Genomic DNA, 14,450 nt, shown 5'->3' with positions numbered 1-14,450 from the left:
ACTTCCGATACAAAACAGAATTCGATCATGGCGCTTGCGCCATTGAACACGGATCCCCGCCGGGGCGATTTGGCGTTTGGCCAATCGCAGGGGCGGGGATTTTGTGTTTTCGGGATCGTGTTCAGCCGTTTTCCAATGTCTGTGTCAGGGTTTCCTTGACCTGCAGAAACTTGGTGCGGCTGTCAATTTTCAAACCAAACACATCCTTGACGTAGAAAACGTCAACCGCGCGTTCGCCAAAGGTTGAAATACGGGCTGAAGCGATTTGCAGCGACAAATCGCGCAACGTGCGGGTGACATCGTAAAGCAGACCTTGCCGGTCACGCGCGGTGATTTCGATCACGGTGTGGGTGCGGCTGGCCTTGTTGTCGATGATGACGTTTGGCTCGACCTTGAAGACTGCCGTGCGGTGCTTGTTATCCTTGATCTGGCGGCGTTCGATTTCCTGACTGGGACGCAGACGACCCGAAATCACCTGTTCAAGCGTTTCGCGCAGTTTTTCGAGCTTGGCTTTGTCGTTAAATGCCTCGCCATTGGTATCCTGGATAAAGAAGGTATCAAGCGCCATACCATCGGCAAGGGTCAGGATTTTGGCATCGACAACGTTGGCCCCGCAAAGCGCCATCGACCCGGCAATCTGGGAAAACAGGCCAGGATGGTCGGTGGTGTGAACAATAATTTCGGTGGCGTCGATGTCGGTTTCGATGCGCATATCGACCGTGATGTCCGCCCCGCTTGCCTTGGCATCACGGGTCAGATGGGCATGACGTACATGGGTTTCGGTATCAAAACTGAGCCAGTAGGAAGGATAGCCGCGATCGATGAAATCCTCGACATCCTGTTCTGACCAGTCAGAACCGGGTGCGGTAAGGGCATTACGCAATTCCTGCTGGGCGCGAGCGACGCGCGAATCGCGACTGTCGGCATTCAGGCCGCCCGAAAGCAGATCATCGGTGGCATAGAAAAGTTCGCGTAGGAGCGTCGCTTTCCACCCATTCCAGACATTCGGACCTACGGCCCGGATATCGGCAACCGTGAGGCACAGCAACAAACGCAACCGTTCCTGTGACTGGACCAGATCGGCAAAGGCGCGAATGGTAGTCGGATCGTTCAGATCGCGCTTGAATGCGGTCAGGCTCATCCACAGATGGGCCTTAACCAGCCAAGCGACAGTTTCGGTATCAGCAGGAGACAGACCGAGACGCGGGCATAGCTTTTCGGCGACTTCGGCACCGAGTTCGGAATGATCACCGCCCCGGCCTTTGGCTATATCATGGAGTAATACCGCGACATAAAGCACGCGACGTGAAATCACCTTTTCCATGATGCGGGTGGCAACCGGGGCTTCTTCGGCCAGCTCGCCACGTTCGATCTGGTTCAATATGCCAATCGCACGGATGGTATGCTCATCCACCGTATAGGTGTGGTACATGTCATATTGCATCTGGGCAACGACACGACCGAAATCCGGGATGAAGCGGCCCAGCAATCCAGCCTCGTTCATTTTGCGAAGCGGGATATCCGGGGTATCGCGGTGGGTGAGGATTTCAAGGAAGACCTCGTTTGCGGCCGGATCTTTTTGCAGCTTGTGATCAACCAGTTTCAGACTTTGCGTCACCCATCGCAGTGTTTCGGGGTGAATGCCAACCCCGTTCTGATGGGCGACAAGAAACAGGCGTAAAATCTGGATCGGATCATTTTGAAGGGTTTCGAGGCTATCGACCGTCAGGCGATCATTGCGTAGCTGAAAACCGTCGACTTCCTTGCTGCCAAAGAAGCGGGCCGGAAAGCGAATCAGGGGTTTGCGTTGATGACGTTCTTCAAGGGCAGCACAGAAGATGCGGGTCAGGTTGCCGACATGCTTCACCATCAGATAATAGTGTTTCATGAAGCGTTCGACGCCTGACGCGCCTGCATGATCGGTATAGCCAAGCTTATCGGCAATATCGCGCTGCATATCAAATGTCAGGCGGTCTTCTTCACGCCCGGTGAGGTAGTGCAGCCAGCAGCGTACCGACCACAGGAAGTTTTGTGCTTTCAGAAATCCTTGTGCTTCCTTGCGGGTCAGCACCTTGAGGTCGACCAGTTCAAGCGGGTTGCTGACGCGGTATAGGTATTTGCCAATCCAGAACAGGGTATGAAGATCGCGAAGGCCGCCTTTTCCGTCTTTGACGTTGGGTTCAACGACATAACGTGAATCACCCATGCGGATGTGACGTTCATCGCGTTCGTTTAGCTTTCCTTCGATGAATTCAAGCCCGGTGCCCTTGACCAGTTCTTCCATGAAACGGGTGCGGAAGGTTTTATAGACATCCTCATCCGCCCAGACGAACCGGCTTTCAAGCAGGTTTGTGCGGATGGTGATGTCCTGTTTACCCATGCGCAGGCAATCATCAATCGAGCGGGTGGCATGACCGACCTTAAGCCCCAGATCCCAAAGCATATAAAGGATGTATTCGACAACCTGTTCGCCATGCGCGGTTTGTTTGTAGGGAAACAGAAACAGGATATCGACATCGGATTGCGGCGCCATGTCGCCACGACCGTAACCGCCAACTGCGACAACCGCCATGCGTTGTTCATTGGTTGGATTGTGTAGCGGATAGACGAATTTCAGGGCGAAATCGTGGATCAAACGCACGATCTGATCGATCAGGAAGCTGTTGGAGAAGACCGCGTCCTGCCCGGAATTCGTTTCTTCGAAGCGGGCACGAATGACCTTACGGCCGTCTTCCAGAACGGTTTTGAGGCGTTTGAGGATTTCCGCACGCTGTTTGAAGGATGTCAGCTCAGCATTGGCAGCGATGGACTCAAGCTCGGCAAAGATTTTGCGGCGGTCGATGATTTCGCGCTGTTTCTTGATTCTATACGTCACTTGAAGCGGTTTCCTTGGGTCGGGTCTGGTTTGGCCAGTTAGATATGAATAGGCAGGTTGCCCTTTGGGCATGTCCCAATGCATATGGCATGCCGTATTGCCAATGCCAGTCGCAAGCGGCCCTCCAGAGAGTGTAGCATCAAAAAGCAAACAGGCACTTGCCTGATATAAGGGCAAAGTGCCTGCTTTTAATGCGATGACCGACCGTTATTTTTCGGCGACCCGGAATCAATCGCGCATGGCACGCAAACGATATAGCGCGTCAAGGGCTTCGCGCGGGGTCATGTTGTCGGGATCGATTTCACCCACCGCGTCCAGAAGAGCCTTCTGTAACGGCGATAATGCCGGGGTTTTGACTTTTTCTTCCTGTTTAACCTGCTCAATCGCGGCAGCAAAAAGCGGCAGATCGTCAGCCAGTTTTGAAACGGCACCGCCCTGTTCGCCCTTTTCAAGGGTCTTAAGCACCTGTTCGGCGCGTTTGATTACCGGTTTGGGCAGGCCAGCAAGCTGGGCGACATGAATGCCATAAGACCGATCCGCACTGCCCGCGCCAACTTCGTGGAGGAAGACGACTTCGCCCTGCCATTCCTTGATCAGCATGGTGTGACAGGACAGATGGGCAAGCTTGGCGGCAAGGGCTGTGAGTTCATGATAGTGGGTTGCGAAGAGGCCACGGCATTTATTGACTTCGTGCAGGTTTTCAACAACCGCCCACGCAATTGAAAGACCATCAAATGTTGCCGTGCCGCGCCCGATTTCATCAAGGATCACCAGTGAACGATCGGATGCCTGATTAAGGATGGCGGCGGTTTCGACCATTTCAACCATGAAGGTCGACCGGCCACGCGCCAGATCATCCGCTGCCCCGACGCGCGAAAACAGCCGGTCAATCACACCGATATGGGCGGTTTCAGCGGGCACAAAGGCACCGATTTGGGCCAGAACCGCGATCAGGGCATTCTGCCGCAGGAAAGTCGATTTACCGGCCATGTTAGGGCCAGTAATCAGCCACAGGCTTTGTTCGCCTTCAAGGCGGCAGTCATTGGCGACAAAGGGGCTGTCGCCATTTTCGCGCAGGGCGGCTTCCACCACCGGATGGCGACCACCACGAATATCAAAGGCAAGGCTGTCATCAATGGTCGGGCGGATGCATCCCTGATCACGCGCCAGTTCGGCCAAGGCGGCCGACACATCAAGTTCGGCCAGCGCCTGTGCGCAGCGGGCAATGGCATCGGCATGTTCAAGTACATTTGAGACCAGTGTGTCAAACAGTTCAAGTTCAAGCGCAAGCGCCTGATCCCCGGCCTTGGAAACCTTGCTTTCGAGTTCGGATAACTCGACTGTGGTAAAACGGACCGCATTAGCCATGGTCTGGCGATGAATAAATTCATCGATTTCCATCATCCGGTCGGCCTGCTTGGCCGGTACTTCGATGAAGTAGCCAAGGACGTTGTTGTGCTTGACCTTAAGGCTGGTGATGGCCGTTTGTTCGGTATAGCGGGCTTGAAGATTGGCGATCAGCTTTTTGCTTTCGCTTGAAAGCATGCGCAGTTCATCAAGCGGTGGGTGATAGCCGCCCGCTATAAAGCCGCCGTCACGTGCCAGCAGCGGCAGATTCTCGCTGAGCGACCGGCGCAGCAAATCAACCAGATCGCCGTGATGGCCCATATCGGTCAGATGATCGACAAGTGCAGCAGGCTGGGTCGTTAGCCCGTCATTGCCGCCATCGGGCTTGTGCAGAAGGTTGCCAATTGCAAAGGCACAGGCCAGGCCATCGCGCATCGCAGCAAGGTCGCGCGGGCCGCCACGGCCTACCGAAAGACGCGACAGCGCACGTTCAATATCGGGGCATTCGTCGAGGGCGGACCGCAAATCGGACCGCAGGGCATCGCGATCATGGAAATATGAAACCAGATCAAGACGTTTATTGATCGTGCTCGCATCGGTCAGTGGTGCGGACAGGCGGGCGGCCAGCAACCGCGCGCCGGCACCCGTCCGGGTCCGGTCGATGACCGAAAGAAGCGATCCCCTGCGTTCGCCTGATTGGGTCTGGGTCAGTTCCAGCGACCGCCGGGTGGCGGCATCGATTTCCATCGCGGCACCCGCAGCCATGCGTTGCGGTGGAGAAAGGCGCGGCATCTGGCCCTTCTGGGTCAGATCGACATAATCGATCAGGGCACCGGCAGCGGAAAGTTCGGCAACTTCAAAGCCGCCGAATGCATCAAGTGCGGCGACTTCGTAAAGTTTCTTCAGGCGCAACTGGGCATTTTCGGCATCAAAGCGCGATGCGGGCTGCGGGGTAATGATGTTTTTATATTCAGCATAGATATCGAACATTTCCGAACGGTTCAGAAGTTTGTCCGATATCAGAAGTTCACCTGCATCAAGACGTGCCAGTGCAGCCGGAAGCCCCCCCATATCGCAGGGCTGGACATAAAAATCGCCAGTCGACATATCAAGCCACGCCAGACCGACTTTACCGCGGACCTCGGATACGGCGGCCAGATAGTTATGGCGCCGGGCATCCAGAAGGCTGTCTTCGGTAAGGGTACCAGGCGTGATCAAACGAACGACACCCCGTTTGACCACGGATTTGGCACCGCGTTTTTTGGCTTCGGCCGGGTCTTCCATCTGTTCACAAACGGCAACACGGAAACCTTTGCGGATCAGACGCTGCAAATAGGTTTCGTGACTGTGGACCGGAACACCGGCCATGGGAATTTCGTTACCCTGGTGCTTGCCGCGTTTTGTCAGTGCGATATCGAGCGCCTCGGCCGCTTTCACGGCATCGTCGAAGAACAGCTCGTAAAAGTCGCCCATCCGGTAAAACAGAAGGCAGTCCTGATACTGTTCCTTGATTTCAAGGAACTGCATCATCATCGGGGTCGCACCTTCAGTATCGAACGAAAGTGGGACGGTTTTGGTATCGGAAGGATCGGCAATATTGTTCATGACGAGTGTGATAGCAAACCCTGAAGGCATTGACGAGGGGATGAAACGGCCCGGTAGCCGTTTTTGACCTATGCCATTGCAATGCCTGATTTTCTGTAAAATATGTTAAGATACGCAGGCAGCAAAGCAGCGCGATCATCGCTGATTTGCCGTCCTTTGACCAGTGACCAAGGAGACTAAGAAGATGGCAGCAGACCAAGCGACCCGTCAGGCACCGGAACTGGTTGGATTGTTCGAGACAAAAGACAGCTTTGATGCCGCGGTTCGGGAATTGCGCGATAGCGGATTTTCGCGCACGGATCTGTCGGTTTTAAGTTCCCATGAATCGATCGATGTTGCCGGGGCGGATGGTCGGTCCTGGTCCGATGTGCTGACCGCACTGGTTGGTGAAGCAAAATACGAGGTGCCTTTGGTGGCATCGGGGGCCATTGCGCTGTTTGGCGGGGCGGCAACCGCGCCGGTGGCACTTGCGATTGGTGCCGGTGTGGGCGCAGTAGCACTGCGAGAATTTATCGAAGAAGTGACATCCACTCCGCATACCGAGGATTTCGCACGTGCGATCAATGCCGGTTCTGTGATCCTTTGGGTGAGGATTGATCCCGACAACGACGATGCAGAAGCCACGGCGACCTCAATCCTGAAAAAGTATGGTGCGGAAAATATCCACCTGCATCAGGGCTAGTTCCTTGATCTGGCACGTATGTCGGATTTTTTCACTGTAGCGGATATCGTTTGGTGAAACGTCAAAGGCGATCATGAGTGATCGCCTTTTTCATGTTTTGTTGGATTATGATGCGCTGCAACATACGGAAAACGCTACGTAATTTTGCGGTTGCCGTTAACGTCGCCTTTGACCCGGGGCGCGAAGCCTGATTTATTGGGCGGTCCGGCAGGATGGCTCCACACCTGATTGCCGGAATACAGAATACAGATCCTCACCGCTTTCCAACCCACCACGCAAGCGTCAGTGAAAATACATGTCAGATTCAGAAATCAAGGTTCGTGACCGCGAAGCGCTGCTGTTTCATTCAAGTGGCCGCCCCGGAAAAATCGAAATCACTCCGTCGAAGCCGCTGACCACACAGCGCGATCTTTCACTTGCCTATTCACCAGGTGTGGCGGTGCCATGCCTCGAAATTGCCAAGAACCCGGCGACGGCCTATGACTATACGTCCAAGGGCAATATCGTTGCCGTGATCTCAAACGGTACGGCCGTTCTGGGACTTGGCAATCTGGGTGCGCTGGCATCCAAGCCGGTAATGGAAGGCAAGGCGGTCCTGTTCAAGCGTTTTGCCGATGTTGACGGTTTTGACCTGGAGGTATCTACCGAAGACGTCGACGAGTTCGTCAATTGCGTGCGCTTCCTTGGCGCGTCGTTTGGCGGGATCAACCTTGAAGACATCAAGGCCCCGGAATGCTTCATCATCGAGCAACGCCTGCGCGAACTGATGGATATTCCGGTCTTCCATGATGACCAGCATGGTACAGCAATTATTGCCGCATCCGGTCTGATCAATGCCTGCGACCTAACCGGGCGCAAGCTTGAAGACATCAAGTTGGTCATCAACGGTGCGGGTGCTGCGGCCATCGCATGTTGCGAACTGGTCAAAAGCATGGGTGTCTCGCCCGACAATGTCATCATGTGTGACTCGCGCGGGGTTATCTATAAAGGCCGCGAAGATGGCATGAACCAGTGGAAATCAGCCCATGCCGCCGAAACAGATGCCCGCACGTTGGAAGAAGCGATGGACGGGGCGGATGCATTCTTTGGCCTATCGGTTAAGGGGGCGGTCACTTCGGCCATGGTTAAAAGCATGGCTAAAAAGCCGATTATTTTTGCCATGGCAAACCCGGATCCCGAAATCAGTCCGGAAGAAGTCGCTGCGATCCGCAATGACGCTATCTGTGCAACCGGTCGTTCGGACTATGCCAACCAGATCAACAACGTACTTGGCTTCCCCTATATCTTCCGCGGTGCACTTGATGTGCAGGCATCGACAATCAACGAAGACATGAAAATTGCCGCGGCCCACGCGGTGGCGTCGCTGGCGCGTGAAGATGTTCCTGACGAGGTTGCGGCGGCTTATTCCGGTCGTCGCCTGCAATATGGTCCGGAATATATCATTCCTGCACCGTTTGACCCGCGTCTGATCATTGCGGTGCCCAAGGCCGTTGCGCAAGCCGCGATGGATAGCGGTGTGGCACGTCGCCCGATCATCGATATGGCCGAATATGAAAATCAGCTGCGCGGGCGCCTTGACCCGACTGCGGCACATCTGCAGCTGATTTCCGACTATGTAAGGGCGCATCCGAAACGCATAGCTTTTGCCGAGGGCGAAGAAGAAACGGTTATTCGGGCAGCGGTGGCGTATCGCAATTCCGGTTATGGTACCCCGATCCTGATCGGGCGTGAGGACCGGATCGCTGAATCGGCCAAATCGCTTGGTATTGAAAGCCTTGAAGGCGTTGAAATCAGCAACGCGGCACTTTCGCACAAGAACAAGGAATATGCCGAGTTCCTGTATGGCCGCCTGCAACGTAAAGGTTTCCTGTGGCGTGATTGCCAGCGTATGGTCAACCAGAAGCGCAACGTCTTTGCCGCTGTCATGGTGGCAAAAGGTGATGCGGACGGCCTGATTACCGGATTGACGCGCAACTTCCATCGCAGCTTTACCGATATCAGTTCGGTAATTGATGCCAAGCCGGGTGAAATCCCGATGGGTCTTTCGATTGCAATTGCCAAAGGCCGCACCGTGTTTATTGCGGATACGCGCGTGCATAACATGCCTGATGCCGAGCAGCTTGCCGAGATTGCGATCCAGGCGGCCGAGAAAGCCCGTCAGCTTGGTCATGAGCCACGCGTGGCGATGGTGTCGCATTCGACGTTTGGCAACCCCTGGAGTGCTGATACGGACCGTATCCGCGAGGCGGTTGGCATCCTTGAACGCAGTAATGTCGACTTTGAGTTCGATGGTGATATTGCGGTGGATGTGGCGCTTGATACCGAACTGTTGAAGCTTTATCCGTTCTGCCGCCTTTCCGGTCCAGCCAACGTGCTTGTAATGCCGGCCCTTCATGCGGCGACAACAGCGTCAAAGCTTCTGGACAAGCTGGGCGGTGGTACGGTTGTTGGTCCGGTGATGATTGGGCTCGAGAAGCCGGCACAGATCACCCAGATGGGCAGTACGGTCAACGACCTTGTCAATTTGGCTGCATTGGCCGCACACGAGGCCGAACACGGCTAAACCTCAGCAAAACAATATTTTTGAAATGGCGGAATTGCGGATGCAATCTCCGCCATTTTACTTTAAGAGGCTGTTATATAACAAAAAAACCGTTAATCGTGGGAACGAGACGTTGGAATTTATACGCAAATGGCGCATCGGATTTTGTGCCGTTCTATTGATGCTGGTTGCTTGCAATGAATCCGGGCCATTGCCGGAGATCGTTACAGCCAACTTGAAAGAGTCGCATGAAGAAGCCTTGATCGGGTTGGTATCGCATCTTGAAGATGTCAGGATTTCGGGGATCGAACCGATTGCCGGTGATCGCAGTCGCGTATCGGTTCGGTATGAACTTGTGTTTGACATGGATTTCTCCCGAGCCATCCGCATATTGGCCGATCCGGGTTCGGTTTCCGGGGGTGAACGCGAACGGTTTCGGGATCATCTTGGTATTATTGGAACTGTCGAATTGACAGGGCTAACCAGTCTTTATGGTGAATTTGAAAAAGGTCAGCGCTTTAACGTGGTCCGCGAGATCGATTTCGTTAAGATAAAAGGGAAATGGGTTGGGCAACCCTGACGATTGATACTGGTTCGTTACCGGCATATTGACCCGATTTCTGCCACATCGGACTGTAATAGGTCGGCGCCATAAACCGCATTCAGGTACAAGGAACTTATAGATGCAGCGCATCAACCGTTTTTTTGCATTTTTCCTGATTTTGCCGTCGCTGGCGATATTGTCTGCCTGTGATGATGCGACGACGGAAGGGCCAACCGGGGATGAAATCACCACAGCAGTGATCGAACGGTTTCGTGATGATCCGTATGCCAAAGTCGGCCACGTTGAAAATGTGACCAAGACCAACAGCATCAAAGAAGCAAATGATGAAACGACCGTCATGGTGCGTTACGAGCTGGTATTTGATCGTTCGATTGCTGATTTCGCAGATGATGTGACGGAAAAGGGTAAGTCGGCCGGTGATCTTGATACGGTTGGCAATACGGTTAGCGAGGCGATCGACCTCGTGAAGACCAAGATGCTGGCCCTGAAGGAAGGCGATTTCAAAGCCGGTGACCGACGTATCGTTGAAAGTGAAATCAGGTTGGTCAAATCCGAGAAGGGCTGGATTTACAGGCCTTAAATCCGCAATATCCTTCGGCAAATATAAAAAAGGACCGGCTCATGCGCGGTCCCTTCTTTCTTACATGGTCCGCGCAATCAGTCTGACAGCAGAGCCAAAACATTTGGCGGTGGCGGAATGTCACCGGATGCAAACCCGATCCCGTCAAATGCCTCCAGACTGTTTACGCGCATGATCGCATGCAGCGAGTCGACATATTCTGCACCGCGCTCGGAATATTTGGTCAGGGTATCCGCGAGGTCCCAGCCAAGCACCACTTCACCACCTTCGCGAAGCTTGGCGCGCTCGGCCCGCAATTCGGCATATGCCGGATGCGAGTTGATGTTGCGTGCATAGGCGCGAACACTATCGATCAGGCTGTTGAACGACTTGATCACATGGGTTTTGCCTTCAGCACGGTCCTCGGGAACGATGCCTTCTTCATCCCAGGCCCACTGACCGAACAGGGCATTGCCCTTACGCACGAACCGGGAGGTGCCCCAGCCGCTTTCTTCCGCTGATTGTGCAAGCATCAGCGAGGGCGGAATGATATCGATGCGCTCCAGCAGTGCGGTCACACCACCGTCGGTTACGCGATAGCGTTTAAGCATCTGGTCAACCCATTCTTTTTCAGCCGAGCTGATCGGGTCACCGGAATATTTCTTGCTCTGGATGGCCATCAGGCGTTCGCGACGTGCCATGATTTCCTCGTTCACACGCAGAGAAAGAGGCAACATGATACGCAGGAAAATCTGTTTGCGTTCGTCAACCGATGCCAAATCCCGCAGGCCTTTCGGGACGCGTTTGATATAGACGCGCGGAATTTCCTGTACACCCGACAGGCTGTAACCGATGCTTTGATAATACTGGTTAAGCGCGATCACTTCCGGATCGCGGCGGTAGAGCGATTTGACGTTTTTCTTTTCCGGTGCAACGGTGGTTGCAGCCACTTCATCAAAGCTCATTCCTTTTGGGGGCGGTGTCACATCCCATCCGCCAATAATACCAACATACAGTAATCCTACTGCTCCAAACACTGAAGCAAGCGCAATTTTACGGTAACTGCCTTCTTTTGCGCTATTCATTATGTTTCTCCAGATCAGTAAAACTGTCGGTTCAAAAGAGCCGTTATCTATGCCCGTCCGCAGGTTTAATCGCAACCTGCAATATCACAAAGGTTAATTTTCCCTTAACCACGTTTGCGTTGGGCGCGGAATGACAACGCCCGGCATCGCGTTTTGTGCGCGCCGGGCGGGAAAAATTTTTGCGAATCGGGAAATCAGTCAGCCATGACTGGTTCAACGGCCTGAACTTCAGGCACGTAATAACGTAGCATGTTTTCGATACCCATTTTCAGCGTCGCGGTGCTGCTGGGGCAACCGGAACATGCGCCATGCATTTCAAGGAAGACAACGCCATCTTCGAACTTGTGGAAGACGATATCGCCACCATCCTGTGCCACGGCCGGGCGCACACGGGTATCAAGCAGTTCCTTGATCTGACTGACCAGTTCATCGTCGCCATCGGACGCAGTGCTTGCACCTGTGGCCGCCCCGGAATTCTGATCCAGAACTGGCTGTCCCGAGGTGTAATGCTCCATGATACCGCCAAGGATTTGTGGCTTCAGCGTCTGCCAGTCCTTGGCATCATCCTTGGTAATGGTGATGAAATCACCACCCAGAAACACCCCGGTGATGCCTTCAACTTCAAACAGCTTTCGGGCCAGCGGTGATTTCACATCAGCATCGGTTACCGTGAAGTTGGCGGTGCCCTGACGGCCCATGACATCCTCGCCGGGCAGGAATTTCAGTGTCGCCGGGTTCGGTGTCGGTTCGGTTTGAATGAACATGTCGGCTTGTCCTCTCACTCTGGGTGCCGGGGCAAAACCTGCCCGCACGGCGTTCCCTATTTCATCTGGTTAGGCCCTAAATGGGGCAAAAACAGGAAAAGATCAAGTCTGAGCGCGCAACTCAGGTATTCGTGATCTGCTACCCGATGTTAGGGAGCCAGTTTTATCGCTGCAGGATAGAGCTGATTTCACGCATCTGGGTGCGGGCGCGAAGCAGGTAAAAGCCAAGCCCGGCCAGATGATTGGGAAAAATAATGCCATCAGCCGAACCGTTGACGACTACCAGCGGATCAAGTGCGGCAGCAGCCTGAAGCGATCCGATCATTTCTGCCCAAGCTGGCGCAACCTGACGTTCATTGATGACCTGTTCGAAATCCGTGCCCAGATCACGCAGGATCAGGCTGTAAGCGTAAAGACGCCCCTTGGTGGCGTAGAATACGTCATCTGCCGTGCGATCAAACAATGACGGGTCTTCGACCTTGTCATCAATCAGGGCCGAGGCGGACCCAAGGTCATTGGCAAAACGATTCAGGGTTTCCTGCAAATTGTCGGCACGGCGTTCAAAAACGGCCTGACCGTCTTCCAGGCGCTGGTTGTAACGGTCAAGTGCGGCAATTGCCTGACGGTATTGCTGTTCGGAGGTAACCCCTGGTAATAGGGATATGCTGGGATCAAAAACCCATTTGTCGCCGCGGAATTTCAGGAGCCCAGCGGCATCATCCAGATCCGGATCGACCTGACTGGACCCGCGAGTCCGACCGATCTGATCGGACAGCTCAATGGCAAAGCGCGACAGGGCATAGACAATACCGGTCTGAAAGTTCGGCATGTTATCCAATGCGGCACTTGGCAGGAAAAAGGGATCGTTTGCCGTCCAGCGGTTCTGATTGATTTCCCGATTAATCAGGGCGGACGCGGTGCTGACCGAATGACTGCCACCCTGATAGTTACCTGTGAAATCAGGATTATCATCGATCTTGTGCACGATGGCCATGCCGACCGGATAATAAACGACAGCAACCAATACAAGAACAGCAAGGCCACGCAGCCAGAACTTGCGCGATCCGAAAACACTTCTCATGCGTGCTCCGAAGCCGGAAATGCCGTCTTTTTTGTAGAGATAATCGTCTTCAATCATGATCCGTCCCGGTCAATGTCTTACCGCATGAAACTAGGGTGTCATTGCCGTGACGGCAAGTCCATGATTTTACATATCGATCCGGATATAGCTTTCTGCGGTGCACATCGACAACACGGTTTCGAGATCGTGTTCTGATAGGGCGATGCAGCCCTCGGTACCGCTGTAGTCCGGTCGGGCAATATGCATGAAGATTGCTGAACCCTTGCCGGGGACAGGTGGATTGTCATTGTGCCCAAGCACGACAATGATGTTGTAAAGCCCGTCTTCACGAAACAGCTTTTCGTGGCTGGCATCAAACGGCAGCTTTACAGGTCGGTTGTAATCGGGATGGGCTGGATCATCGCACCAGCCGTCTGAAAAGGAAATCGTCGTTACCGGAAGATCGGTGTGTGGGCAGGGCCGACGATCCGAACGATACATGACATAATGCAACCGCCAGATTCCTGCTGGAGTTTTGCCGTCTCCTTCAGTCTTGGCATCGGAAGATACCATGCCCTTTTTCCCAAGCGCACAGCGAAATTCCCTATCTTCAAAGTGGAGCAATCCATCTGTCGAGACAATCATTTCGACAGGTTCGAACGGGGTAGTGAGTAGCAGGTTACTGTGCATCGGTTCGAAACTCTAAATCCCGGATACATTACGTATTGATGTCAGGGCGCTTTGGAGAAAATCGTGGGAAGATGCTGAAAAACAACAAAGGTAAATTTGTGGCAACGCAGTCTCAGCGGCAATCAGGTCACGCAAGGTTGATACGGTAATATTTGCAGCCAGATCCTCGGGGTAGCCGAAAACACCTGTGGAAATGGCGGGAAAGGCAATGGATCGCAGCCCGTTCTGCCGGGCCAGGAGAACGGAATTTCGGTAACAGGATGAGAGAAGTTCGGCCTCACTCTGATCTCCGCCGTGCCAGACAGGCCCGACTGTGTGGATCACATATTGGGCTGGAAGGTTGAATGCTGGCGTCAGACGGGCATGGCCGGTTGGACAGGGGGGCCAAGGGTTTACATGCACGCGTTAGTTCCGGCCCGGCAGCACGATGTATGGCACCACAAACACCGCCACCGGGCAAAAGAACCTCGTTCGCAGCATTTACGATGGCATCGACTTCAAGGCCGGTAATATCGGCTTCAACGATATGTATCGTAGCGGATGGAGTTCGATATGATCGCTTGTCAGAAGACATAGACACAGAACAAATCCTTTGCCGGATAGATCCCCCAACCAATTGAGATTATGTATTTTTTTGGTTTCATGTCAAAATAACGCCGCCCCGCACCGGAAGAAC

General features: G+C 53.9%; 12 protein-coding genes. 4 read left to right on the top strand and 8 right to left on the bottom strand.

Features of this window, described 5'->3' with window-relative positions:
- Window positions 1–121 precede the first annotated feature (121 nt).
- Window positions 122–2,875 (bottom strand): [protein-PII] uridylyltransferase, encoded by a 2,754-nt coding sequence (locus tag J7395_RS05090; RefSeq protein WP_209220727.1) that lies wholly within the window; start codon window positions 2,873–2,875, stop codon window positions 122–124.
- A 228-nt stretch (window positions 2,876–3,103) separates the two neighbouring features.
- Window positions 3,104–5,827: a DNA mismatch repair protein MutS gene (gene mutS / locus J7395_RS05085; protein ID WP_209220726.1), complete on the bottom strand. Its 2,724-nt coding sequence runs from the start codon at window positions 5,825–5,827 to the stop codon at window positions 3,104–3,106.
- Between the two features lie 184 nt (window positions 5,828–6,011).
- Here mutS and J7395_RS05080 point away from each other — a divergent pair, with 184 nt between their 5' ends.
- From J7395_RS05080 to J7395_RS05065, 4 genes are all read left to right on the top strand, one after another.
- The gene (locus J7395_RS05080; protein WP_209220725.1) at window positions 6,012–6,509 is read left to right on the top strand and encodes a hypothetical protein; all 498 of its coding nucleotides are present in this window, start codon (window positions 6,012–6,014) and stop codon (window positions 6,507–6,509) included.
- Between the two features lie 295 nt (window positions 6,510–6,804).
- Window positions 6,805–9,072, top strand: coding sequence for an NADP-dependent malic enzyme (locus J7395_RS05075; RefSeq protein WP_062960404.1), 2,268 nt, complete (start codon window positions 6,805–6,807; stop codon window positions 9,070–9,072).
- A gap of 40 nt (window positions 9,073–9,112) precedes the next feature.
- Window positions 9,113–9,631 (top strand): hypothetical protein, encoded by a 519-nt coding sequence (locus J7395_RS05070; RefSeq protein WP_209220724.1) that lies wholly within the window; start codon window positions 9,113–9,115, stop codon window positions 9,629–9,631.
- A gap of 103 nt (window positions 9,632–9,734) precedes the next feature.
- Window positions 9,735–10,196, top strand: a complete 462-nt coding sequence (locus J7395_RS05065; protein WP_209220723.1) for a hypothetical protein — start codon at window positions 9,735–9,737, stop codon at window positions 10,194–10,196.
- A gap of 77 nt (window positions 10,197–10,273) precedes the next feature.
- On the opposite strand, the gene J7395_RS05060 is transcribed toward J7395_RS05065, so the two are convergent.
- The 6 genes from J7395_RS05060 to J7395_RS21050 form a co-directional block, all read right to left on the bottom strand.
- Window positions 10,274–11,260 carry a glucosaminidase domain-containing protein gene (locus J7395_RS05060; RefSeq protein WP_209220722.1) on the bottom strand — a complete coding sequence of 329 codons (987 nt, stop codon included), beginning with the start codon at window positions 11,258–11,260 and terminating at the stop codon, window positions 10,274–10,276.
- A 194-nt stretch (window positions 11,261–11,454) separates the two neighbouring features.
- Window positions 11,455–12,024, bottom strand: a complete 570-nt coding sequence (locus J7395_RS05055) for a NifU family protein (protein ID WP_062950109.1) — start codon at window positions 12,022–12,024, stop codon at window positions 11,455–11,457.
- A 163-nt stretch (window positions 12,025–12,187) separates the two neighbouring features.
- A complete protein-coding gene (locus J7395_RS05050) occupies window positions 12,188–13,162 on the bottom strand; it encodes a DUF2333 family protein (RefSeq protein WP_209220721.1) in 975 nt (324 codons plus the stop codon).
- A 69-nt stretch (window positions 13,163–13,231) separates the two neighbouring features.
- On the bottom strand, window positions 13,232–13,729 hold the full coding sequence (locus J7395_RS05045) for a L,D-transpeptidase family protein (RefSeq protein ID WP_348541215.1): 498 nt from the start codon (window positions 13,727–13,729) through the stop codon (window positions 13,232–13,234).
- 57 nt (window positions 13,730–13,786) lie between these two features.
- Window positions 13,787–14,098 (bottom strand): macro domain-containing protein, encoded by a 312-nt coding sequence (locus J7395_RS21055; RefSeq protein WP_348541207.1) that lies wholly within the window; start codon window positions 14,096–14,098, stop codon window positions 13,787–13,789.
- Complete coding sequence (locus tag J7395_RS21050) at window positions 14,052–14,348, bottom strand: macro domain-containing protein (protein WP_348541214.1); 297 nt, start codon at window positions 14,346–14,348, stop codon at window positions 14,052–14,054. The genes J7395_RS21055 and J7395_RS21050 overlap by 47 nt, the downstream gene beginning before the upstream one ends.
- Window positions 14,349–14,450: the final 102 nt, after the last annotated feature.

The sequence above is a fragment of the Thalassospira sp. A3_1 genome, from assembly GCF_017744215.1.
In the GTDB taxonomy this organism is placed as follows: domain Bacteria; phylum Pseudomonadota; class Alphaproteobacteria; order Rhodospirillales; family Thalassospiraceae; genus Thalassospira; species Thalassospira lucentensis_A.
Note: the sequence above shows the minus strand (reverse complement) of the source record. Positions and strands in the feature narration are given on the sequence as shown.

Bases quoted from the DNA above. Each gene is read 5' to 3' on its own strand.
- mutS (WP_209220726.1), bottom strand. From the start codon at position 5,827: ATGAACAATATTGCCGATCCTTCCGATACCAAAACCGTCCCACTTTCG.
- J7395_RS05060 (WP_209220722.1), bottom strand. From the start codon at position 11,260: ATGAATAGCGCAAAAGAAGGCAGTTACCGTAAAATTGCGCTTGCTTCA.
- J7395_RS21050 (WP_348541214.1), bottom strand. From the start codon at position 14,348: ATGTCTTCTGACAAGCGATCATATCGAACTCCATCCGCTACGATACAT.
- J7395_RS05070 (WP_209220724.1), top strand. From the start codon at position 9,113: ATGCAATCTCCGCCATTTTACTTTAAGAGGCTGTTATATAACAAAAAA.
- J7395_RS05045 (WP_348541215.1), bottom strand. From the start codon at position 13,729: ATGATTGTCTCGACAGATGGATTGCTCCACTTTGAAGATAGGGAATTT.
- J7395_RS05055 (WP_062950109.1), bottom strand. From the start codon at position 12,024: ATGTTCATTCAAACCGAACCGACACCGAACCCGGCGACACTGAAATTC.
- J7395_RS05065 (WP_209220723.1), top strand. From the start codon at position 9,735: ATGCAGCGCATCAACCGTTTTTTTGCATTTTTCCTGATTTTGCCGTCG.
- J7395_RS05080 (WP_209220725.1), top strand. From the start codon at position 6,012: ATGGCAGCAGACCAAGCGACCCGTCAGGCACCGGAACTGGTTGGATTG.
- J7395_RS05075 (WP_062960404.1), top strand. From the start codon at position 6,805: ATGTCAGATTCAGAAATCAAGGTTCGTGACCGCGAAGCGCTGCTGTTT.
- J7395_RS05050 (WP_209220721.1), bottom strand. From the start codon at position 13,162: ATGATTGAAGACGATTATCTCTACAAAAAAGACGGCATTTCCGGCTTC.